General features: G+C 72.4%; 18 protein-coding genes and 1 riboswitch. Of the genes, 13 read left to right on the top strand and 5 right to left on the bottom strand.

The features are described 5' to 3' along the window. Positions 1–28: 28 nt before the first annotated feature. Positions 29–685 carry a hypothetical protein gene (locus ACWFQ8_RS02540; RefSeq protein ID WP_453784358.1) on the bottom strand — a complete coding sequence of 219 codons (657 nt, stop codon included), beginning with the start codon at positions 683–685 and terminating at the stop codon, positions 29–31. Between the two features lie 244 nt (positions 686–929). Between ACWFQ8_RS02540 and purN the strand changes: the two genes are divergently transcribed. Beyond that, a complete protein-coding gene (gene purN, locus ACWFQ8_RS02535) occupies positions 930–1553 on the top strand; it encodes a phosphoribosylglycinamide formyltransferase (protein ID WP_453784357.1) in 624 nt (207 codons plus the stop codon). After that, a complete protein-coding gene (gene purH / locus ACWFQ8_RS02530) occupies positions 1550–3133 on the top strand; it encodes a bifunctional phosphoribosylaminoimidazolecarboxamide formyltransferase/IMP cyclohydrolase (protein WP_453784356.1) in 1584 nt (527 codons plus the stop codon). The genes purN and purH overlap by 4 nt, the downstream gene beginning before the upstream one ends. Before the next feature lie 89 nt (positions 3134–3222). Here the strand turns inward: purH and ACWFQ8_RS02525 are convergent, their stop codons facing one another. Then, entirely contained in the window at positions 3223–3822 is a 600-nt protein-coding gene (locus ACWFQ8_RS02525; RefSeq protein ID WP_453784355.1) for a hypothetical protein, read from the bottom strand. 244 nt (positions 3823–4066) lie between these two features. Here ACWFQ8_RS02525 and ACWFQ8_RS02520 point away from each other — a divergent pair, with 244 nt between their 5' ends. The 3 genes from ACWFQ8_RS02520 to ACWFQ8_RS02510 all read left to right on the top strand — a co-directional run bounded on the left by ACWFQ8_RS02520 (position 4067) and on the right by ACWFQ8_RS02510 (position 6844). Further along, positions 4067–4927 carry a bifunctional methylenetetrahydrofolate dehydrogenase/methenyltetrahydrofolate cyclohydrolase gene (locus ACWFQ8_RS02520; protein ID WP_453784354.1) on the top strand — a complete coding sequence of 287 codons (861 nt, stop codon included), beginning with the start codon at positions 4067–4069 and terminating at the stop codon, positions 4925–4927. Beyond that, positions 4917–5414 carry a DUF3017 domain-containing protein gene (locus ACWFQ8_RS02515; protein ID WP_453784353.1) on the top strand — a complete coding sequence of 166 codons (498 nt, stop codon included), beginning with the start codon at positions 4917–4919 and terminating at the stop codon, positions 5412–5414. Before ACWFQ8_RS02520 ends, ACWFQ8_RS02515 begins: the two co-directional genes overlap by 11 nt. 440 nt (positions 5415–5854) lie before the next feature. After that, positions 5855–6844 (top strand): malate dehydrogenase, encoded by a 990-nt coding sequence (locus ACWFQ8_RS02510; protein ID WP_453784352.1) that lies wholly within the window; start codon positions 5855–5857, stop codon positions 6842–6844. Positions 6845–6957: 113 nt separating this feature from the next. Here the strand turns inward: ACWFQ8_RS02510 and ACWFQ8_RS02505 are convergent, their stop codons facing one another. Next, positions 6958–7824: a DMT family transporter gene (locus tag ACWFQ8_RS02505; RefSeq protein ID WP_453784614.1), complete on the bottom strand. Its 867-nt coding sequence runs from the start codon at positions 7822–7824 to the stop codon at positions 6958–6960. A 112-nt stretch (positions 7825–7936) separates the two neighbouring features. On the opposite strand from ACWFQ8_RS02505, the gene ACWFQ8_RS02500 reads away from it, so the two are divergent. Together ACWFQ8_RS02500 and ACWFQ8_RS02495 are read left to right on the top strand one after the other, a co-directional pair. After that, entirely contained in the window at positions 7937–8236 is a 300-nt protein-coding gene (locus ACWFQ8_RS02500) for a hypothetical protein (RefSeq protein WP_453784351.1), read from the top strand. Positions 8237–8301: 65 nt separating this feature from the next. Beyond that, on the top strand, positions 8302–9501 hold the full coding sequence (locus ACWFQ8_RS02495) for a glutathionylspermidine synthase family protein (RefSeq protein WP_453784350.1): 1200 nt from the start codon (positions 8302–8304) through the stop codon (positions 9499–9501). Positions 9502–9513: 12 nt separating this feature from the next. On the opposite strand, the gene rocD is transcribed toward ACWFQ8_RS02495, so the two are convergent. Beyond that, positions 9514–10716, bottom strand: coding sequence for an ornithine--oxo-acid transaminase (rocD, locus tag ACWFQ8_RS02490; protein WP_453784349.1), 1203 nt, complete (start codon positions 10714–10716; stop codon positions 9514–9516). A 119-nt stretch (positions 10717–10835) separates the two neighbouring features. Beyond that, positions 10836–10926, top strand: a riboswitch (ZMP/ZTP riboswitch). Positions 10927–10959: 33 nt separating this feature from the next. On the opposite strand from rocD, the gene ACWFQ8_RS02485 reads away from it, so the two are divergent. The 4 genes from ACWFQ8_RS02485 (at position 10960) to ACWFQ8_RS02470 (ending at position 15307) form a co-directional block, all read left to right on the top strand. After that, positions 10960–12228, top strand: coding sequence for a serine hydroxymethyltransferase (locus ACWFQ8_RS02485; RefSeq protein WP_453784348.1), 1269 nt, complete (start codon positions 10960–10962; stop codon positions 12226–12228). A gap of 266 nt (positions 12229–12494) precedes the next feature. After that, positions 12495–13508, top strand: coding sequence for a tryptophan--tRNA ligase (trpS, locus tag ACWFQ8_RS02480; protein WP_453784347.1), 1014 nt, complete (start codon positions 12495–12497; stop codon positions 13506–13508). 97 nt (positions 13509–13605) lie between these two features. After that, positions 13606–14205, top strand: coding sequence for a 2'-5' RNA ligase family protein (locus ACWFQ8_RS02475; RefSeq protein ID WP_453784346.1), 600 nt, complete (start codon positions 13606–13608; stop codon positions 14203–14205). 157 nt (positions 14206–14362) lie between these two features. Beyond that, entirely contained in the window at positions 14363–15307 is a 945-nt protein-coding gene (locus ACWFQ8_RS02470; RefSeq protein ID WP_453784345.1) for a YihY/virulence factor BrkB family protein, read from the top strand. A gap of 22 nt (positions 15308–15329) precedes the next feature. On the opposite strand, the gene ACWFQ8_RS02465 is transcribed toward ACWFQ8_RS02470, so the two are convergent. Next, positions 15330–16586 (bottom strand): D-alanyl-D-alanine carboxypeptidase family protein, encoded by a 1257-nt coding sequence (locus ACWFQ8_RS02465; RefSeq protein ID WP_453784344.1) that lies wholly within the window; start codon positions 16584–16586, stop codon positions 15330–15332. A 121-nt stretch (positions 16587–16707) separates the two neighbouring features. Here ACWFQ8_RS02465 and ACWFQ8_RS02460 point away from each other — a divergent pair, with 121 nt between their 5' ends. Beyond that, positions 16708–16986, top strand: coding sequence for an SCO4848 family membrane protein (locus ACWFQ8_RS02460; RefSeq protein WP_453784343.1), 279 nt, complete (start codon positions 16708–16710; stop codon positions 16984–16986). Beyond that, positions 16983–18347 carry a metallophosphoesterase gene (locus ACWFQ8_RS02455; protein WP_453784342.1) on the top strand — a complete coding sequence of 455 codons (1365 nt, stop codon included), beginning with the start codon at positions 16983–16985 and terminating at the stop codon, positions 18345–18347. The genes ACWFQ8_RS02460 and ACWFQ8_RS02455 overlap by 4 nt, the downstream gene beginning before the upstream one ends. The last annotated feature ends 28 nt before the right edge of the window (positions 18348–18375 follow it).

Below are 18375 nucleotides of genomic sequence, written 5' to 3'. Positions count from 1 at the left end.
GGGACGCGGCGGCAGGGGGGAGCGGGGACTACTGGCGGACCTTCAGGACGTCGCCGACGACGTTGTCCGGGAGCAGGTCATTGCACTGGAACTCCGCCGTCTTCGTGAGGGCGTCGTCCCGGCAGACGTAGAAGTCCTTGTACGCGAGCTGCAGCGCGTACGAGCTCATGGCCAGCAGGATCGCCAGCGAAGCGGTGACCAGCCCGCTCACCGCCGCCGTCCGCTGGGGCCGGGCCGCGTCGCCCAGCGCGGCCAGACCGCCCCGGGCCGGAGCCGCACCCGCGCCGGCCGTGCCCGTACCGGATCCCGTTCCCGCGGCCGTACCCGAACCGCCCGCTGCGCCCGCCTCCGCGGCCGTCGGCTTGCCGCGCAGCGCGCTGATCCCCCAGTACAGGGCGAGCGCGCCCAGCAGCAGTCCCACCGAGGGGATGCCGAAGATCCCGAAGAAGAACCCCCACATGCCGGCCAGCAGCGCGTACCGGGCCCGCCGCTGGATCGGGTCGGTGGGGTCCCAGCGCGCCGGGCCGCCCCGGCCGCCCGGGCCCTGGCCGTCGGGGTCCTTCGGGTTGTCACCGCCACCGCCGTCACCGCCGCGCGGCTGCCACGGCTGGTCGGGCCGGCCTTCCGGGGGCGCCGCGAAGGGGTTGTCGTCGGTGGGGGAGTCGGGCTGGCGGCGGTCCGGCATCGGGTGTGTTTCTTCCCCTGTGTCATGGACGTCGCGGGCGACGTCGTGGCGAGGTGCGGCCTGTTGAGGCGTGTAGGCCAGACGCTACCCCTCGCCCGTCCCCCCGTCCCTCGGGGGCCGTCCGGTGTGCCGGTATCGTTGCAGGCGGTCGGTGGCTTCGTATGGTCCCCCGTATATCGGTACCCCGAAGTTTCGTATGACCACACAAGACGAACGCCGCAAATCCCGCGAGAAAGGGCCTCCCATGGCCGTCTCCCGCCTGGTCGTGCTGGTCTCCGGTTCCGGCACCAACCTCCAGGCCCTGCTCGACGCCATCGCCGCCCACCCCGGCGGAGCCGAGGGCTTCGGCGCCGAAATCGTCGCCGTGGGGGCCGACCGCGAGAACATCGCGGGCCTGGAGCGGGCCGAGAAGGCGGGCATCCCCACCTTCGTGTGCCCGGTCAAGGCCTACGGCAGCCGCGAGGAGTGGGACACCGCCCTCACCGGTGCGACCGAGGCGTACGCACCGGACCTCGTCGTCTCGGCGGGGTTCATGAGGATCGTGGGCAAGGCGTTCCTCGACCGCTTCGGCGGCAGGTTCATCAACACCCACCCCGCCCTCCTCCCCTCCTTCCCGGGCGCCCACGGCGTACGGGACGCCCTCGCCTACGGCGCGAAGGTCACCGGGTGCACCGTCCACTTCGTGGACGGCGGCGTGGACACCGGTCCGATCATCGCCCAGGGTGTGGTCGAGGTCCGGGACGAGGACGGCGAAGCCGCTCTGCACGAGCGCATCAAGGAAGTCGAGCGCCAGCTGCTCGTCGACGTCGTGGGGCGCCTGGCCCGGCACGGCTACCGCATTGAGGGACGAAAGGTAACAATCCAGTGACCGCCGTAGAGAGCAACGACCCGACCACGACCCAGCGGCCGATCCGGCGTGCGCTCGTCAGCGTCTACGACAAGACGGGACTGGAAGAGCTGGCCCGCGGCCTGCACGAAGCGGGCGTCGCGCTCGTCTCCACCGGCTCCACCGCCGGGAAGATCGCCGCGGCGGGCGTGCCCGTCACCAAGGTCGAGGAGCTCACCGGCTTCCCCGAGTGCCTGGACGGCCGGGTCAAGACCCTGCACCCCCGCGTGCACGCCGGCATCCTCGCCGACCTGCGCCTGGAGGACCACCGCCGGCAGCTCGCCGAGCTGGGCGTGGAGCCCTTCGATCTGGTGGTCGTCAACCTCTATCCCTTCCGGGAGACCGTCCGGTCGGGTGCCACCCCGGACGAGTGCGTCGAGCAGATCGACATCGGCGGCCCCTCGATGGTCCGCGCCGCCGCCAAGAACCACCCCTCCGTGGCGGTCGTCACCAGCCCGGCCCGCTACGCCGACGTCCTCGACGCGGTGAAGAACGGCGGCTTCGACCTCACCGCCCGCAAGCGGCTCGCGGCCGAGGCCTTCCAGCACACGGCCGCCTACGACGTGGCCGTCGCCTCGTGGTTCACGAACGCGTACGCGCCGGAGCCGGAGGCCGTGCTGCCCGAGTTTCTGGCGGGCGCCTGGGACCGCAAGTCGACCCTGCGCTACGGCGAGAACCCGCACCAGGCCGCCGCCCTGTACACGGACGGCCGGCCGGACGGGCTCGCCAATGCCGAGCAGCTGCACGGCAAGGAGATGTCCTTCAACAACTACGTGGACACCGAGGCCGCCCGCCGCGCCGCCTACGACCACGACGAGCCCTGCGTCGCGATCATCAAGCACGCCAACCCGTGCGGGATCGCGGTCGGCGACGACGTGGCCGCCGCGCACCGCAAGGCGCACGCCTGCGACCCGCTGTCGGCCTTCGGCGGCGTCATCGCCGTCAACCGCCCGGTGACCGTCGAGCTCGCCGAGCAGGTCGCCGAGATCTTCACCGAGGTCATCGCCGCCCCCGCCTACGAGGACGGCGCGGTCGAGGTCCTGGCCAAGAAGAAGAACATCCGGGTCCTGAAGGTGGACGGCACCCCGCACCAGCCGGGCGACCTCAAGCCGATCAGCGGCGGTGCGCTGCTCCAGCACAGCGACCTCTTCCAGGCCGAGGGCGACGACCCGGCGAACTGGACCCTGGCCACCGGTGACGCGCTGTCCCCGGCCGAACTCGCCGAGCTCGCCTTCGCCTGGAAGGCCTGCCGGGCCGTCAAGTCCAACGCGATCCTGCTGGCCAAGGACGGCGCCTCGGTCGGTGTCGGCATGGGCCAGGTCAACCGCGTCGACTCCGCGAAGCTCGCCGTCGAGCGGGCGGGCGCCGAGCGCGCGCAGGGCTCGTACGCCGCTTCGGACGCGTTCTTCCCCTTCCCGGACGGCCTGGAGATCCTGACCGCCGCGGGCATCAAGGCCGTCGTCCAGCCGGGCGGTTCGGTCCGGGACCAGCAGGTCGTCGAGGCCGCGCAGAAGGCCGGCGTGACGATGTACTTCACCGGGACCCGCCACTTCTTCCACTGACCGCCCCGGTCCCGAGCAAACGGCGAAGGCCGCGTCCCGCACTGCGGGACGCGGCCTTCGCCGTACTGCGGTGGGACCGCGACCTGAGGTCAGTGACGCGCGCGGTTGAACCAGGCGGCGCCGTCGGACTTCGCCACGAAGACGATGACCAGGATGAGCAGCACCAGGTGGATCAGGCTGAGCGGGAAGAACGGGTACAGGCTCAGCAGGATGCCGAACGCGGCGTACACGATGATGCCGATGCGGGCACCACTGCCGCCCTTGCCGATCTGCAGCGCGAACACGACGGACGCGACCATGAAGACCACGGCCAGCGCGATCAGCGCGTACAGCACGCCGGAGCCGAACTGGTTGAAGGTGTCGAAGCCCTCGGTCGCCTGGAGCGACGGGTCGTCCTTGAGCTTGTCGAGGGCCACCACGGCCAGGGCCAGCAGCGCGATGCCGACGATCTGGAGACCGGCGATCACCCACAGCATGACGCGGGCGGCCTTGACGCCACCGGGCATCGTGACCGGGGCGCCCGGGTAGCCGCCGGGGCCGGTCGGTGCGGTCTGCTGCGGGTAGCCGTAGCCGCCCTGGGCGGGGACGCCCTGCGGGGCCTGCTGCGGGTAGCCGTAGCCGGGCTGGCCCTGCGGGGCCTGGGGCTGCTGCTGCTGTCCGTACGGGTTGTTCGGGTCGCCGAAGCTCATCTTGCGGTGTTCCTCCGTAGAAGTGCGGGGACGCACGGCAACACGCGTGGAGGAACTCTGCGACTTGCGGTCCGCCCCCCGGCACTGCCCGCGGCACTCTTTCCTGCATCGTCGTCCGCCCGGGCAGGACTTGTCCAGTTGGTTGGCGCGGGGAGGGTCACTCGTTGTGCAAGTGCAATGAACCGAGCAGTCCGTCGAGGCCCTTGACTGGAACCAGGACCACTCCATCCGGGAGGATGGGTCCATGACCGCCCAGATTCTCGATGGCAAGGCCACCGCCGCCGCGATCAAGTCCGAACTGACCGCCCGTGTGGCGGCCCTGAAGGCCCGGGGCATCACCCCCGGCCTCGGCACCGTCCTGGTCGGTGACGATCCGGGCAGCCGCTGGTACGTCAACGGCAAGCACAAGGACTGCGCCGAGGTCGGCATCGCCTCCATCCAGCGCGAACTGCCCGCGACCGCCTCCCAGGAGGACATCGAGGAGGTCGTGCGCGAACTCAACGCCGACCCCCGGTGCACGGGCTACATCGTCCAACTGCCGCTGCCCAAGGGCATCGACACCAACCGGATCCTGGAGCTGATGGATCCGGCGAAGGACGCCGACGGCCTGCACCCCACCTCGCTCGGCCGGCTGGTGCTGAACGAGCCGGGTCCGCTGCCCTGCACCCCGTACGGGATCGTCGAACTGCTGCGCCACCACGGGGTCGAGATCAACGGCGCGCACGTCGTCGTCCTCGGCCGCGGCATCACCGTCGGACGCTCGATCGGTCTGTTGCTGACCCGCAAATCCGAGAACGCCACCGTGACGCTGTGCCACACCGGTACGCGCGACCTGTCCGGGCTGCTGCGCCGGGCGGACATCGTGGTCGCGGCGGCGGGCGTGCCTCACCTGGTCAAGCCCGAGGACGTGAAGCCGGGCGCGGCCGTCCTCGACGTCGGCGTCAGCCGCGACGAGAGCGGGAAGATCGTGGGCGACGTGCACCCCGGCGTCGCCGAGGTGGCCGGCTGGATCTCCCCCAACCCGGGCGGCGTCGGTCCGATGACCCGGGCGCAGCTGCTCGTGAACGTCGTCGAGGCGGCGGAACGGACCATCGGTGAAGGCTGACCCCGACGCGGGACCGGCGGACCTGCCGGCCGACGGCGCGGCCGGCGCCCCCGCCGGGCCGGGCGACACCGCCCGCCCGGAGGCGCCCGGGGGCGCCGCGCGGTCGCGCCGCTTCCCGTCCGTCACCCGGACCACCGCCCGCCCCGAAGGCAGCGGCCGCGCCATCAGCGGCGCGGTCTCCGCGCCGGCCCGCCAGTGGCCGATGCTCGCCGTGCTGACGGCGACGGCGGCCGGGCTGCTGGCCACGGCCGTGGGGCACCCCCGGATCGGCTGCCTGACGATCGGGATCGCCCTGATCGCGGCCTCCGTGCTGCGGCGGCTGCTCCCCTCGGTGGGGATGCTCGCGGTGCGCTCCCGCTTCACGGACATGGTCACGTACGGGCTGCTGGGGGTCGCGATCACCCTGCTCGCCCTGGTGATCGCCGCGCCCAAGCCGTGGCTGGAGATCCCCTTCCTGGAGAGCGCCGTCCGCTTCACCGTCCGGTAACGGACGGCGCCGTCCGGGCCGGGGCGCGGCCTCCTCCGGGTCGGCCCGCACGATGCGCGGCGCAGCCGGGGTGGCGCAGCGTCAGTTCCTCGCCTTCGCCTGCTTCGACGCCGTGCCGGTCGGCCGCGCGGCGAACGCGTGCGTCAAGTCGATCGAAGGACACCGGGTGGGCCGGATCCACCTGGTGGAGTGGCCCCGGAGGGTGCCGGCGAGCCCTGAAAGCAGGGCCGATCCCGCCCGTGGACCTTCGAACCCGCGGATCGCGTGTGCCGCGCACCACACCGGGCGGGGGGTCGACCCCCGCCCGGGTCGGATAGCCTGACCGCGGATGTCTCTTCACGTCAAGATTCACAGGACAGGGGAGCGGCGTCCTCCCAGCACTTGGGGCCCAGCACATGGGGCAGGGACGCCCCACCGCCAGCTGTCTAACGGAGAAGGCCATGACCCGCACTCCCGTGAATGTCACCGTCACCGGCGCCGCCGGCCAGATCGGCTACGCCCTGCTCTTCCGCATCGCGTCCGGTCACCTCCTCGGCGCGGACGTGCCGGTGAAGCTCCGGCTTCTGGAGATCCCGCAGGGCATGAAGGCCGCTGAGGGCACCGCCATGGAGCTCGACGACTGCGCCTTCCCGCTGCTCAAGGGCATCGACATCTTCGACGACCCGAACCAGGGCTTCGAGGGTGCCAACGTCGCGCTGCTCGTCGGCGCCCGCCCGCGCACCAAGGGCATGGAGCGCGGCGACCTGCTCTCCGCCAACGGCGGCATCTTCAAGCCGCAGGGCAAGGCCATCAACGACCACGCCGCGGACGACATCAAGGTCCTGGTCGTGGGCAACCCGGCCAACACCAACGCGCTCATCGCGCAGGCCGCCGCCCCGGACGTACCGGCCGAGCGCTTCACCGCGATGACCCGCCTGGACCACAACCGCGCGATCTCGCAGCTCGCCAAGAAGACCGGCGCCGATGTCACCGACATCAAGCGCCTGACCATCTGGGGCAACCACTCGGCCACCCAGTACCCGGACGTCTTCCACGCGGAGATCGCCGGCAAGAACGCCGCCGAGGTCGTGAACGACGAGCTGTGGCTCGCCGACACCTTCATCCCGACCGTCGCCAAGCGCGGCGCCGCGATCATCGAGGCCCGTGGCGCGTCCTCGGCCGCCTCGGCCGCCAACGCCGCCATCGACCACGTGCACACCTGGGTGAACGGCACCGCCGCGGGCGACTGGACCTCCATGGGCATCCCGTCGGACGGCTCCTACGGCGTCCCGGAGGGCATCATCTCGTCCTTCCCCGTCACCACCCGCGACGGTGCGTACGAGATCGTCCAGGGCCTGGACATCAACGAGTTCTCCCGTGCGCGCATCGACGCGTCCGTGCGGGAGCTCGTCGAGGAGCGCGACGCGGTCCGCGAGCTCGGCCTGATCTGACCGGCCGAGCGGCACAGCTGAACCCGAAGGCCCCGGCGCACCGCGCCGGGGCCTTTCGGCTTCCGTCCGGGCACCGGGCCGGGGCGGGTCGCCGGCTCCCCGGGCTCCGCGCCTCACAGGCCGTCCGGGCCTGAGGGGTCGGCGGGGTCGGCGGCGGGGGCCACCGCGGGCGGGGGTTCGCCGAAGCGGGCGAGGGCGAGGGCGCCGGCGACGGCGACCGCGAAGCCCAGGACGGCGAGCCAGGCCAGGCCCTCGCGGGTGCGGTCGCCGAGCCAGACCACGCCCACCACCGCCGGGCCGATCGTCTCGCCGAGCACCATGCCGGCCGTCGCCGCCGTCACCGAGCCGCGCTGCAGCGCCGAGGTGAGGAGCAGGAAGCCCGCGCCACCGCCGAGCAGGAGCGCGTACAGGGCCGGGTTGCGCAGCTCCTCCGCGGAGAACCCGTCGATGAGTCGCACCGCGACCTCCACCACGCCGAAGCCCGTCCCGGCCGCCAGACCCAGCGTCAGGGCGCGCGGACCGTCCGGGAGCCGCCCCGCCGCCGCTCCCACCAGCAGCACCAGTACCGCCACCACCAGCAGCCCCAGCTCCAGTGCGGGCGAACCGGTGCCCTCGCCCTCCTCGCCGGCCGCGAGTCCCAGCATCAGCAGGCCCGCGCAGACCACCCCCACGGCGCCCCACTCCGTACGGGACAGCCGGATCCGCAGCAGCCGCGCCGCGACCACCGCCGTGACCGCCAGGCTGGCGGCCAGCGCCGCGCCGACCGCGTAGATCGGGACGTGGCGCAGGGCGACGATCTGGAGGACGAACCCGGCCCCGTCCAGTGCCAGACCGGCCAGGTACCGCCACTGGCGCAGGGCCCGCAGCAGGAGCGCCGGGTCCACCCCGGACCCCGTGCCGGGCTCCGCCGCGCGGGCCGCCATCGCCTGCAGTACGGACGCCGTACCGAAACAGACCGCCGCGCCGAGCGCGCAAACCATCCCAATAAGCACGAAGTGACTGTAGGTCACGGATCTCACGGCGTCCGGATTCCATCGGCCGGGGGCGCCGCTCTAGTCTGTCCGCAGCACGCCACTAGGGGGAGCAGCAGACATGGACAGCACCAGCACCAACCAGCGTCGGATGCGTTCCGGAGCCGTCGCGCTCGGCGGAATGGGACTGCTCGCGGCCACGCTCGTCGCCTGCGGCAGCAGCGACGAGCCGGACAAGCGCTGCGCGTCGCGCACCACGCTGGAGAAGCTCAACAACAAGGAGTGCAAGAGCGGCGGCCGCGGCTCGCACTACTACGGCGGCACGGTCGTCGCCGGCAAGGTCTCCGGCGGCAGCTTCGACAAGTCGGCCGTCACCCGCAACGGCCTCGGCAAGAGCAGCTCCGGCTCCAGCGGCGGCTGAGGCACCCCGGGAGCCCCGCGACCGGACGCTCCAGCACCCCCAGAACCCGAGGGAACTGCACACCGATGAAGCGGCACACCATCGAGCCCCGCCCAGACTGGCAGAAGACGGTCGAGGAACAGGGGCTGATCTACCCCCTCACCCGCTACCCCGACGACACCCTGCGCCCCTACTGGGACGAGAGCGCGTACTACTCCTTCACGCTCCCCGAGGTCGAGGCCCTGGAGAACGTCGTCGAGGAGCTGCACGCCATGTGCCTGGCCGCGGCCGCGCACATCGTCGAGCGGGACCGCTTCGCCGACCTCGGCATCACCGACCCCGTGCTGGCGGCCCGGATCGCCGAGTCCTGGCGGCGGCGCGCCGAACAGCCCTCCCTCTACGGCCGGTTCGACCTGCGCTACGACGGCAGCGGCAGCCCGGCCAAGATGCTGGAGTACAACGCGGACACCCCGACCTCCCTGGTGGAGGCGGCCAGTCCGCAGTGGTTCTGGATGGAGGAGCGCTTCCCCGGCGCCGACCAGTGGAACTCCCTCCACGAGCGGCTCGTCGACGCCTGGCGCCGGCAGGCGGAACTGCTGCCGCCGGGCCCCGTGCACTTCGCGCACTCCGAGAGCGACGAGCTGGGCGAGGACCTGATGACGGTCGCCTACCTCCAGGAGACCGCCGAGCAGGCCGGACTCGACACGCAGGCCCTGTCCGTCGAGCAGATCGGCTGGGACAGCCTGTCCGGCCGGTTCGTCGACGAGAAGCTCCGCTTCATCCGCAGCTGCTTCAAGCTCTATCCGTGGGAGTGGATGGCCACGGACCAGTTCGCCCCGCAGGTCCTCGACACGTACGACCACGGCGGCGGCTCCGGCACCACCTGCTGGATCGAGCCGCTGTGGAAGATGCTGCTGTCCAACAAGGCGCTGCTGGCGATCCTGTGGGAGCTCTTCCCGGAGCACCCCAACCTGCTGCCCGCCTACCTCGACGGTCCGCGCGAGCTGGCCGAGCCGGGGTCCTCGGGCTACGCGGCCAAGCCGCTGCTCGGCCGCGAGGGCGCCGGGGTGACCCTCCACGCGGCGGACGGCGCGGACCCGTTCGTCCCCCAGGAGGGGGAGCGGTACTGCTTCCAGGGCCTCGCCCCGCTGCCCGACTTCGACGGCAACCGGGTGGTGCTCGGCGCGTGGGTCGTCGAGGACGAGGCGGCGGGGCTCGGCATCCGCGAGTCCGCGGGGCCGGTCACGGACGAGTACGCCCGCTTCCTGCCCCACGTCATCCTGTAGCGGCGGCCGCCGCTACACCAGGACGGACCGGAGCTGCTCCAGCCCCCAGTCCAGGTCCTCCTTGCTGATCACCAGCGGAGGGGCCAGCCGGATCGTGGACCCGTGGGTGTCCTTCGCCAGGACGCCCAGCTCCATCAGCTTCTCGGAGATCTCCCGGCCCGTCCCGCGGGCCGGGTCGATGTCCACCCCCGCCCACAGGCCGCGCCCGCGGACGGCGGTCACGCCGCCCCCGCCGACCAGCAGGCCCAGCTCCCGGTGCAGGTGGTCGCCCAGCTCGGCGGCCCGCTGCTGGTACTCGCCGGTCCGGAGCATCGCCACGACCTCCAGGGCGACGGCGCAGGCGAGCGGGTTCCCGCCGAAGGTGGACCCGTGCTCGCCGGGGCGGAACACGCCGAGCACGTCCCGGTCGGCGACGACGGCCGACACGGGCACCACCCCGCCGCCGAGGGCCTTGCCGAGGATGTACACGTCCGGGACGACGCCCTCGTGCTCGCAGGCGAAGGTCCGGCCGGTGCGGCCGAGCCCCGACTGGATCTCGTCCGCCATGAAAAGGACGTTCCGCTCGCGCGTCAGTTCCCGTACGCCGCTCAGGTACCCGGGCGGCGGCACCAGCACCCCGGCCTCGCCCTGGATCGGCTCCAGCAGTACGGCGACGGTGTTCTCGGTGACCGCGCGGGCGAGCGCGGTGAGGTCGCCGTAGGGCACGATCTCGAAGCCCGGGGTGTAGGGCCCGAAGTGGTCGCGCGCTTCGTGGTCGGTGGAGAAGGAGACGATCGTGGTGGTCCGCCCGTGGAAGTTGTCGGCGGCGACCACGATCTTGGCGTGCCCGTCCGGCACCCCCTTGACCTCGTAGCCCCACTTGCGGGCGGTCTTGACGGCCGTCTCCACGGCCTCCGCCCCGGTGTTCATGGGCAGCACCATGTCCTTGCCGCAGAGCGCGGCGAGTTCGGCGCAGAAGTCGGCGAACCGGTCGTGGTGGAAGGCCCGCGACGTCAGTGTCACCCGCTCCAGCTGGGCCCGGGCCGCGTCGATCAGGCGGCGGTTGCCGTGCCCGAAGTTGAGCGCCGAGTACCCGGCGAGCATGTCGAGGTACCTGCGGCCCTCCACGTCGGTCATCCACGCGCCCTCCGCGGAGGCGACGACCACGGGCAGCGGGTGATAAGTGTGCGCGCTGTGCGCCTCGGTGGAACGGATGGCATCAGCAGTTGTCGACACGGGGTCTCCGATCGTCGGTCTTGCCGGGTGAGCCGGTGACGAGAGTGGCGTCACCTTCTTATCGTCGCTCGTATACCGGACGCAGAAACCTCTCCCGTGACGCGCCCGCTAAGGTGGGCGGTACGCACGGCGACTGGCGTACGGAGAACCAACTCCGGGGGAGTCGTGCGCGCTCGACCGCACACAGGGCCGCTCGCCTGGGCCTCGCGGGGTACCGATCACATCGACCCCGGAGGAGCCCGCATGTCCGCGAGCCGCCATCCCGCCCTGTCCGCGACCGACCCCGAACTGGCGTCCTACGTCGCTGCGGAAGAAGTACTCCAGGCGGAGACGCTCCGCCTGATCCCCAGTGAGAACTACGTCTCCGCTGCCGTCCTCGAAGCCTCGGGCACCGTGCTGCAGAACAAGTACAGCGAGGGCTACCCCGGCCGCCGCTACTACGAGGGCCAGCAGAACATCGACCGCGTCGAGGCCCTCGCGGTGGAGCGGGCGAAGGGCCTGTTCGGCGTGGACCACGCCAACGTCCAGCCGTACTCCGGCTCCCCGGCCAACCTGGCGGTGTACCTGGCCTTCGCGAAGCCGGGCGACACGGTGATGGGCATGGCCCTCCCGATGGGCGGGCACCTCACCCACGGCTGGGGCGTCTCGGCGACGGGCTCGTGGTTCCGCGGCGTCCAGTACGGCGTCCGGGCCGACACCGGGCTGATCGACTACGACGCGGTGCGCGAGCTGGCCCTGGCCGAACGCCCGAAGATCATCTTCTGTGGCGGTACCGCCCTGCCGAGGACCATCGACTTCGCGGCCTTCGCGTCCATCGCCGCGGAGGCGGGCTCGATCCTGGTCGCGGACGTGGCCCACATCGCGGGCCTGATCGCGGGCGGCGCGCACCCCTCCCCGGTCGGGCACGTGGACGTCGTCTCCACGACCACGCACAAGACGCTGCGCGGTCCGCGCGGCGCGATGCTGATGTGCCGCGAGGAGCACGCGAAGGCCATCGACAAGGCGGTCTTCCCCGGCCTCCAGGGCGGCCCGCACAACCAGACCACCGCCGGTATCGCGGTGGCCCTGCACGAGGCGGCGCAGCCGGCGTTCACCGCGTACGCGCACGCGGTCGTCGCCAACGCCAAGGCGCTGGCGGCGGCGCTGCTGGAGCGGGGCTTCGACCTCGTCTCGGGCGGTACCGACAACCACCTGATCCTGATCGACCTGACGGGCAAGGACGTCCCGGGCAAGATCGCGGCGAAGGCGTTGGACCGGGCCGGGATCGTGGTGAACTACAACACGGTCCCGTTCGACCCCCGCAAGCCGTTCGACCCCTCGGGGGTGCGGATCGGGACGCCGTCGCTGACGTCGCGGGGCCTGTCCGCCGAGCACATGCCGCAGGTCGCCGACTGGATCTCGCGCTCGGTCGACGCGGCCGCGAAGGGGGACGAGCCGGCCCTGTCCGCGGTCCGCGCGGAGGTCGCGTCCCTGATGGCCGCCTTCCCGGCCCCGGGCCTCCCCCTCTCCTGACCCGGGCCCCCATCGCCGGCGGGGCCCGCGGAACGGGGCCCCGCCCGGCGGACCCCGCGCCCCCGCCGGGCGGTCGACCCTCCTGCGAGGAAAGCGGTCGCTCGGCCGAGGCGGGATCCGGACGCCCCGCTACTGCCCGGTACGTGGGCGGGGCCCGGACGGCGGTGGGGCGGGGGGTGTGATCCCCGCCTCACCCGGTTCCGCGACCCGGAGGGTTCCGGCCGGCGCGGGCCGGAGTCAGCCGCCGCACCTGAGAGAATGGGGCCATGGCTTCTGATCGTCCTCGCGCGCTCTCCGGCATCCAGCCCACCTCCGGTTCGTTCCACCTCGGGAACTACCTCGGAGCCATCCGCCAGTACGTCGCCCTCCAGGAGACGCACGACGCGTTCTACATGGTCGTCGACCTGCACGCGATCACCATGCCGCAGGATCCGAAGGACCTCCGCGCGAACACCCGGCTCTCCGCCGCGCAGCTGCTCGCCGCCGGCCTGGACCCGGACCGCTGCACGCTCTTCATCCAGAGCCACGTGCCCGAGCACGCGCAGCTCGGCTGGGTCATGAACTGCATCACCGGTTTCGGCGAGGCCGGCCGGATGACCCAGTTCAAGGACAAGTCCGCCAAGCAGGGCGCCAACAACGCCACCGTCGGCCTGTTCACGTACCCGATCCTCCAGGTCGCCGACATCCTGCTCTACCAGGCGAACGCCGTCCCCGTGGGCGAGGACCAGCGCCAGCACATCGAGCTGACCCGCGACCTGGCCGAGCGCTTCAACCAGCGCTTCGGTCAGACGTTCACGCTCCCCGCCGCGCACATCGTCAAGGAGGTCGCGAAGATCTACGACCTCCAGGACCCGGCGATCAAGATGTCGAAGTCGGCGTCGTCGCCCAAGGGCCTGATCAACCTCCTCGACGAGCCCAAGGTCACCGCGAAGAAGATCAAGAGCGCGGTCACCGACACCGAGGCGGAGATCCGCTTCGACGCCGAGAAGAAGCCCGGGATCAGCAACCTGCTCACGATCTACTCCACCCTCACGGGTGAGACGGTCGCGGCCCTGGAGGAGAAGTACGAGGGCAAGGGCTACGGCGCGCTGAAGACCGACCTGGCCGGCGTGATGGTCGATTTCGTCACACCCTTCCAGCAGCGCACCCAGGAATACCTGGACGACCCGGAGACGCTGGACTCGATCCTGGCCAAGGGCGCGGAGAAGGCCCGCGCGGTGGCCGCCGAGACCCTCGCGCAGACGTACGACCGGCTCGGTTTCCTGCCCGCCAAGCACTGACGGGCGCAAGCCGGGGCCGACGGCCCTGGCGGGACCGGGGGCACTGCCGCCACACTGGGGCGGCAGCGTTCCAAGCAGACAAGCGGAGGAGAGATACGTGGGGACCGTAACGCTCGGCGTTTCGATCGCGGTCCCGGAGCCGTACGGCAGCCAGCTCCAGCAGCTGCGCGCCGGCTTCGGGGACGCCGCCGCGCACGGCATCCCCACGCACGTCACCCTCGTACCGCCCACCGAGGTGGAGGCGGACCGGCTGCCGCTGATCCGGGCCCACCTCGCGCAGGTCGCGGCGTCCTTCCGGGCCTTCGGGATGCGGCTGGCCGGGACGGGCACCTTCCGCCCCCTGTCGCCGGTGGTCTTCGTCCAGGTGGTCGAGGGCGCCGCCGGGTGCACCCGTCTCCAGGGCGAGCTGCGCGACCCCGGCGGCCCGCTCGACCGCGAGCTGGCCTTCCCGTACCACCCCCACGTCACGGTCGCCCACGGGATCTCCGAGGAGGCGATGGACCTGGCCTCCACGACCCTCTGCGCGTACGCGGCGGAGTGGGTCTGCGAGGGCTTCGCGCTCTACGAGCAGGGCTCGGACGGGGTCTGGCGCAAGCTGCGCGAGTACCCCTTCGGGACCGGCCCGACGGGCGTTCCGGCACAGCCCGGGTCGCCGGCGGACGAGGCGGCCGGGCGGCCGAGCGCGCGGCCCTCCTGACGGAGCGGTCGCAGGGTCTGCCGGGCGCGGTACCTGAGCCCGCGCAGGACGAGGGTGTGGAACGGACGAGCCGTGGGGCGAAAAGTCACAATCGACGACCGTAGTCCCCGAATGCGACAATCCTGGCTATTTCCGGCAGCTCATTTACGGTGACTCCATGGACTGGCTGACGAAACTCCCGGTGATCGGGCCGCTGGCGGCCCGTCTCATGCGCACCCACGGGTGGCGTTCCTACGAGCGCCTCGACCGCGTGCACTGGAGCCGGCTCGCCGCCGCGATCACCTTCATCAGCTTCCTCGCGCTCTTCCCGCTGATCACGGTGGCCGCCGCCGTCGGAGCCGCGCTGCTCAGCCAGGAGCAGCTGGACACGTTGCAGAAGAGCCTCGCCGAGCAGGTCCCGGGCATCTCCGACCAGTTGGACCTCGACGCCCTCGTGGCCAACGCGGGCACCGTCGGCCTGGTCGCGGGCGCCGTCCTGCTGTTCACCGGCATCGGATGGATCGGCGCGATGCGCGACTGCCTGCGCGCGGTGTGGGAGAAGGACGACGAGGACGAGGGGAACCCGTTCGCGCGCAAGGGCAAGGACACCCTCGTGCTGCTCGGCCTCGGCGGCGTGGTCCTGGCCTCGGCCGCCGCCTCGATCTTCGGCGCCAGCGCCGTCGGCAAGTCCGCCGCGTGGCTGGGCATCCCGAGGGAGGGCGCGGGTGGCGCGCTGCTGCGCGGCGGCGCCTTCCTGGTGGGCGTGCTGGCGGCCTTCCTGTTGCTGCTGTACGTCCTGACCCTGCTGCCCGGGGTGGAACCGCCGCGCGGTCGCCTGATCCAGGCGGCCCTCATCGGGGCCGCGGGCTTCGAACTGCTGAAACTGCTGCTCAGCGGCTATATGCGGGAGGTCGCCGCGAAGAGCATGTACGGAGCTTTCGGCGTGCCGATCGCCTTGCTGCTCTGGATCAACTTCACGGCGAAACTGCTGCTCTTCGTCGCGGCCTGGACCGCGACCGGCGACGACGCGACCGGCGATGACGCGACCGGCAACGGCGCGACCGGCGACGACGCGGACGGCGACGGCGCGGAGGACCCGGAGCCGGCGGCGGCCCGGCCGTAGCGCGGGCCGCCGGGGGACCGGGTCAGGTCCCATCGGCTTCGCGCCGGCCCCGGGGCCGGCGGCGGTTGACCACGAAGGCGCCGCCCGCCAGCGCGGCCAGAGCGCCGCCCGCGACGCCCAGCGCCGTACCGAGGCCGCCGCTCGCGCCGGGGCCGCCCGCGAACGGGTTGTTCTCGTGCGACTGGGCGGGGGAGCCGTGGGGGGTGGTGTCCGCGCTCTTCGGCGGCACCAGCTCACCCACCGGCTTGACCTTCCCGGCCGCGGCGAAACCCCAGTCGAAGAGCGCGGCGGTCTCCTCGTAGACGGAGTTTGCGCCGCCCGCGCCCGGGTTCATCACCGTGACCAGCAGCTTCCGGTCGCCCTTCTGGGCGGCGCCGGTGAAGGTGGAGCCGGCCATGGTGGTGTTGCCGTTCTTCACGCCGGCGATGCCCTTGTAGGGGGAGATGCCGCCCGCGCCCGTCATCAGCCGGTTGGTGTTCTGGATCTCGAACGCGTCGCGCGGCTTCCCGGTCTCCTGCCGACCCGGGAACTTCGCCTCGACCGTGCCGCAGTACTCGCGGAAGTCCTGCTTCTGCAACCCGGAGCGGGCGATGAGGGTGAGGTCGTACGCGCTCGACACCTGCTCGGGGGCGTCGTAGCCGTCCGGGGAGATGACGTGGGTGTCCAGGGCCTGGAGCTCCTCGGCGTGCGCCTGCATGTCCTTGACGGTCTTCTCGATGCCGCCGTTCATGGCCGAGAGGACGTGCACGGCGTCATTGCCCGATCGCAGGAACACTCCGAGCCACAGGTCGTGGACGCTGTACTCGTGGTCCTCCTTGACCCCGACCAGACTGCTGCCCGGGCCGACGCCCTCCATGTCCTGGTCGCTGACCTTGTGGACCCGGTCCTTGGGGAGGTTGGGCAGCAGGGTGTCCGCGAAGAGCATCTTCATGGTGGAGGCCGGGGGCAGCCGCCAGTGGGCGTTGTGCGCCGCCAGGACCTCGCCGGTCTCGGCGTCCGCCACGATCCACGACCGGCCCGTCAGGTTCGTGGGCAGGGCGGGGGCCCCGGGCAGCAGGTCGACCTGGGTACCCGGTCGGCCGAGCAGTGAGCCGCCGACCGTGGACATCGACGCCGGGGGCACGACCGCGACCGGGGCCTTCGGGGCCTTCACCGGGCCGCCCTTGCCGTCGGCCGGCGGGGCCGGGGGGGTCGGCGCGCCGTGCGCGGGGGCCACCAGCATGCCGGGGACCAGCAATGCGGCGGACAGGACCGTCAGTGCGGTCTTCTTTACAGACACGCAGGTGAAAGTACATCCCGATGACCACTCCGGCGCCCCGGGGCGGCCATTTCGGCGCAACCACCGCCGGGACAGCCCACCCCGGCGTGTCCGCCCCGGCGAGGAATCCGATACTGAGGGCATGAAACTCAGCCGCACCGCCTCGTGGTTCCTGCTCGCCTTCGGGGTGTGGAGCTGGTTCATCTGGGTGTCTTTCGTCCGGAACCTGTGGAAGAACGGCAGTGGCCTGGCGTTTGACGCGGCGGGCGATCCCACTTCCTACTTCTGGGTGCACCTGGCGCTCGCGGTGACGTCCTTCCTCCTGGGGACGGCCGTGGGTGTGATCGGGTTGCGCGGGGTGCGGGCACTGCGGCGCGCTCCAGGTACCGGGACGGACGCGGGCAAGGGGGCCTCGGCATGAAGGCCGTGCTCTTCGTACTGATCGCGGCGGCGGTGATCGCCCTGCTCGTGCTGGTGCACCGCTGGCTGTGGGTCCGCCTGGTCCGCGACACCACCGCCCCCGGCGGGCTGCCCCGCCGCATCGGCACGGCCTTGGCCATCGTGCTGCCCGTCCTCTCTGCGGCCGCCCTGACCTCGGGCCGCGCCGGCGCGCCGTTCCGGCTCCAGCAGGCGGTGTCCTGGCCCGGGTTCCTGTGGCTCGCGGTGCTCCTGTACCTGACCCTGACGATGCTGGTCGCGGAGCCGATCCGCGCGTTGTCGCTCCGCCGTCTGGCCCACCGGACGCCCGGAGCGGTGAACGGGGCCGCCGCGGCCGCGCAACCGGTCCCGGAGACCGTCCCCGGGGGTCCCGCGATGCGGGACGCGGCCGGGGACCCGGGCGCCGCGGCGACGGCCTCCGTGTCGACGGCGCCGGCCCCGGCGGCCGGGTCGACGGTGTCCACGGCGTCCCTCGCGTCCGTCGGCTCCGAAGGGTCCACCGACTCCGCCGCGCGCGACCTGACCCGCCGCCGGTTCGTGGCGCGCACGGTCGGCGGGGCTGCCGCCGCGGTGGCCCTCGCCACCGTCGGCAACGGCGCCCACACGGTGCTGCGCGGCCCGAGCGTGCGGCGCGTGCGCGTCCCCCTGGCCAAGCTGCCGCGCGCCGCGCACGGCTTCCGGATCGCCGTCGTCAGCGACGTCCACCTCGGCCCGGTCCTCGGCCGCGCCCACGCGCAGCGCATCGTCGAGACCGTCAACCGCACCCAGCCCGACCTCATCGCCATCGTGGGTGACCTCGTGGACGGCGACGTCCACGACCTCGGCCCCGCCGCCGAGCCGCTGCGCCACCTCAGCGCCCGCCACGGCACGTACTTCGTCACGGGGAACCACGAGTACTTCTCCGGTGCCGAGCAGTGGGTCGACCACGTCCGCGAACTCGGGCTGAACCCGCTGGAGAACGCCCGCCGCGCGCTTCCGCACTTCGATCTGGCGGGCGTGAACGACATCGCCGGCGAGGCCGAGGGCAGCGGCCCCGACTTCGGCGCGGCCCTCGGCGACCGCGACCGCTCGCGCGCCGCCGTCCTCCTCGCGCACCAGCCCGTCGTCATCCACGACGCGGTCCGGCACGGCGTCGACCTCCAGCTCTCCGGCCACACCCACGGCGGCCAGCTCTGGCCCGGCAACTACCTGGCCGAGCTGGCCAACCCCACCGTCGCCGGGCTGGAGCGCTACGGCGACACCCAGCTGTACGTGTCCCGCGGGGCCGGCGCCTGGGGGCCCCCGGTCCGGGTCGGGGCGCCGTCGGACATCACCGTCGTCGAGCTCGCCTCGTACCAGGCCTGACCGGGCCCGGCGGCCGCGTTCGGGCGGC

This window comes from Streptomyces sp. NPDC055254, assembly GCF_053606025.1.
The sequence above is the reverse complement of the archived record's forward strand: the minus strand, read 5'-3'. Positions and strand labels throughout refer to the sequence as shown.

Coding starts and splice junctions, on each gene's coding strand:
- ACWFQ8_RS02540 (WP_453784358.1), bottom strand. CDS start 685: ATGCCGGACCGCCGCCAGCCCGACTCCCCCACCGACGACAACCCCTTC.
- purN (WP_453784357.1), top strand. CDS start 930: ATGGCCGTCTCCCGCCTGGTCGTGCTGGTCTCCGGTTCCGGCACCAAC.
- ACWFQ8_RS02525 (WP_453784355.1), bottom strand. CDS start 3,822: ATGAGCTTCGGCGACCCGAACAACCCGTACGGACAGCAGCAGCAGCCC.
- ACWFQ8_RS02520 (WP_453784354.1), top strand. CDS start 4,067: ATGACCGCCCAGATTCTCGATGGCAAGGCCACCGCCGCCGCGATCAAG.
- ACWFQ8_RS02510 (WP_453784352.1), top strand. CDS start 5,855: ATGACCCGCACTCCCGTGAATGTCACCGTCACCGGCGCCGCCGGCCAG.
- ACWFQ8_RS02505 (WP_453784614.1), bottom strand. CDS start 7,824: ATGGTTTGCGCGCTCGGCGCGGCGGTCTGTTTCGGTACGGCGTCCGTA.
- ACWFQ8_RS02500 (WP_453784351.1), top strand. CDS start 7,937: ATGGACAGCACCAGCACCAACCAGCGTCGGATGCGTTCCGGAGCCGTC.
- ACWFQ8_RS02495 (WP_453784350.1), top strand. CDS start 8,302: ATGAAGCGGCACACCATCGAGCCCCGCCCAGACTGGCAGAAGACGGTC.
- ACWFQ8_RS02485 (WP_453784348.1), top strand. CDS start 10,960: ATGTCCGCGAGCCGCCATCCCGCCCTGTCCGCGACCGACCCCGAACTG.
- trpS (WP_453784347.1), top strand. CDS start 12,495: ATGGCTTCTGATCGTCCTCGCGCGCTCTCCGGCATCCAGCCCACCTCC.
- ACWFQ8_RS02470 (WP_453784345.1), top strand. CDS start 14,363: ATGGACTGGCTGACGAAACTCCCGGTGATCGGGCCGCTGGCGGCCCGT.
- ACWFQ8_RS02460 (WP_453784343.1), top strand. CDS start 16,708: ATGAAACTCAGCCGCACCGCCTCGTGGTTCCTGCTCGCCTTCGGGGTG.
- ACWFQ8_RS02455 (WP_453784342.1), top strand. CDS start 16,983: ATGAAGGCCGTGCTCTTCGTACTGATCGCGGCGGCGGTGATCGCCCTG.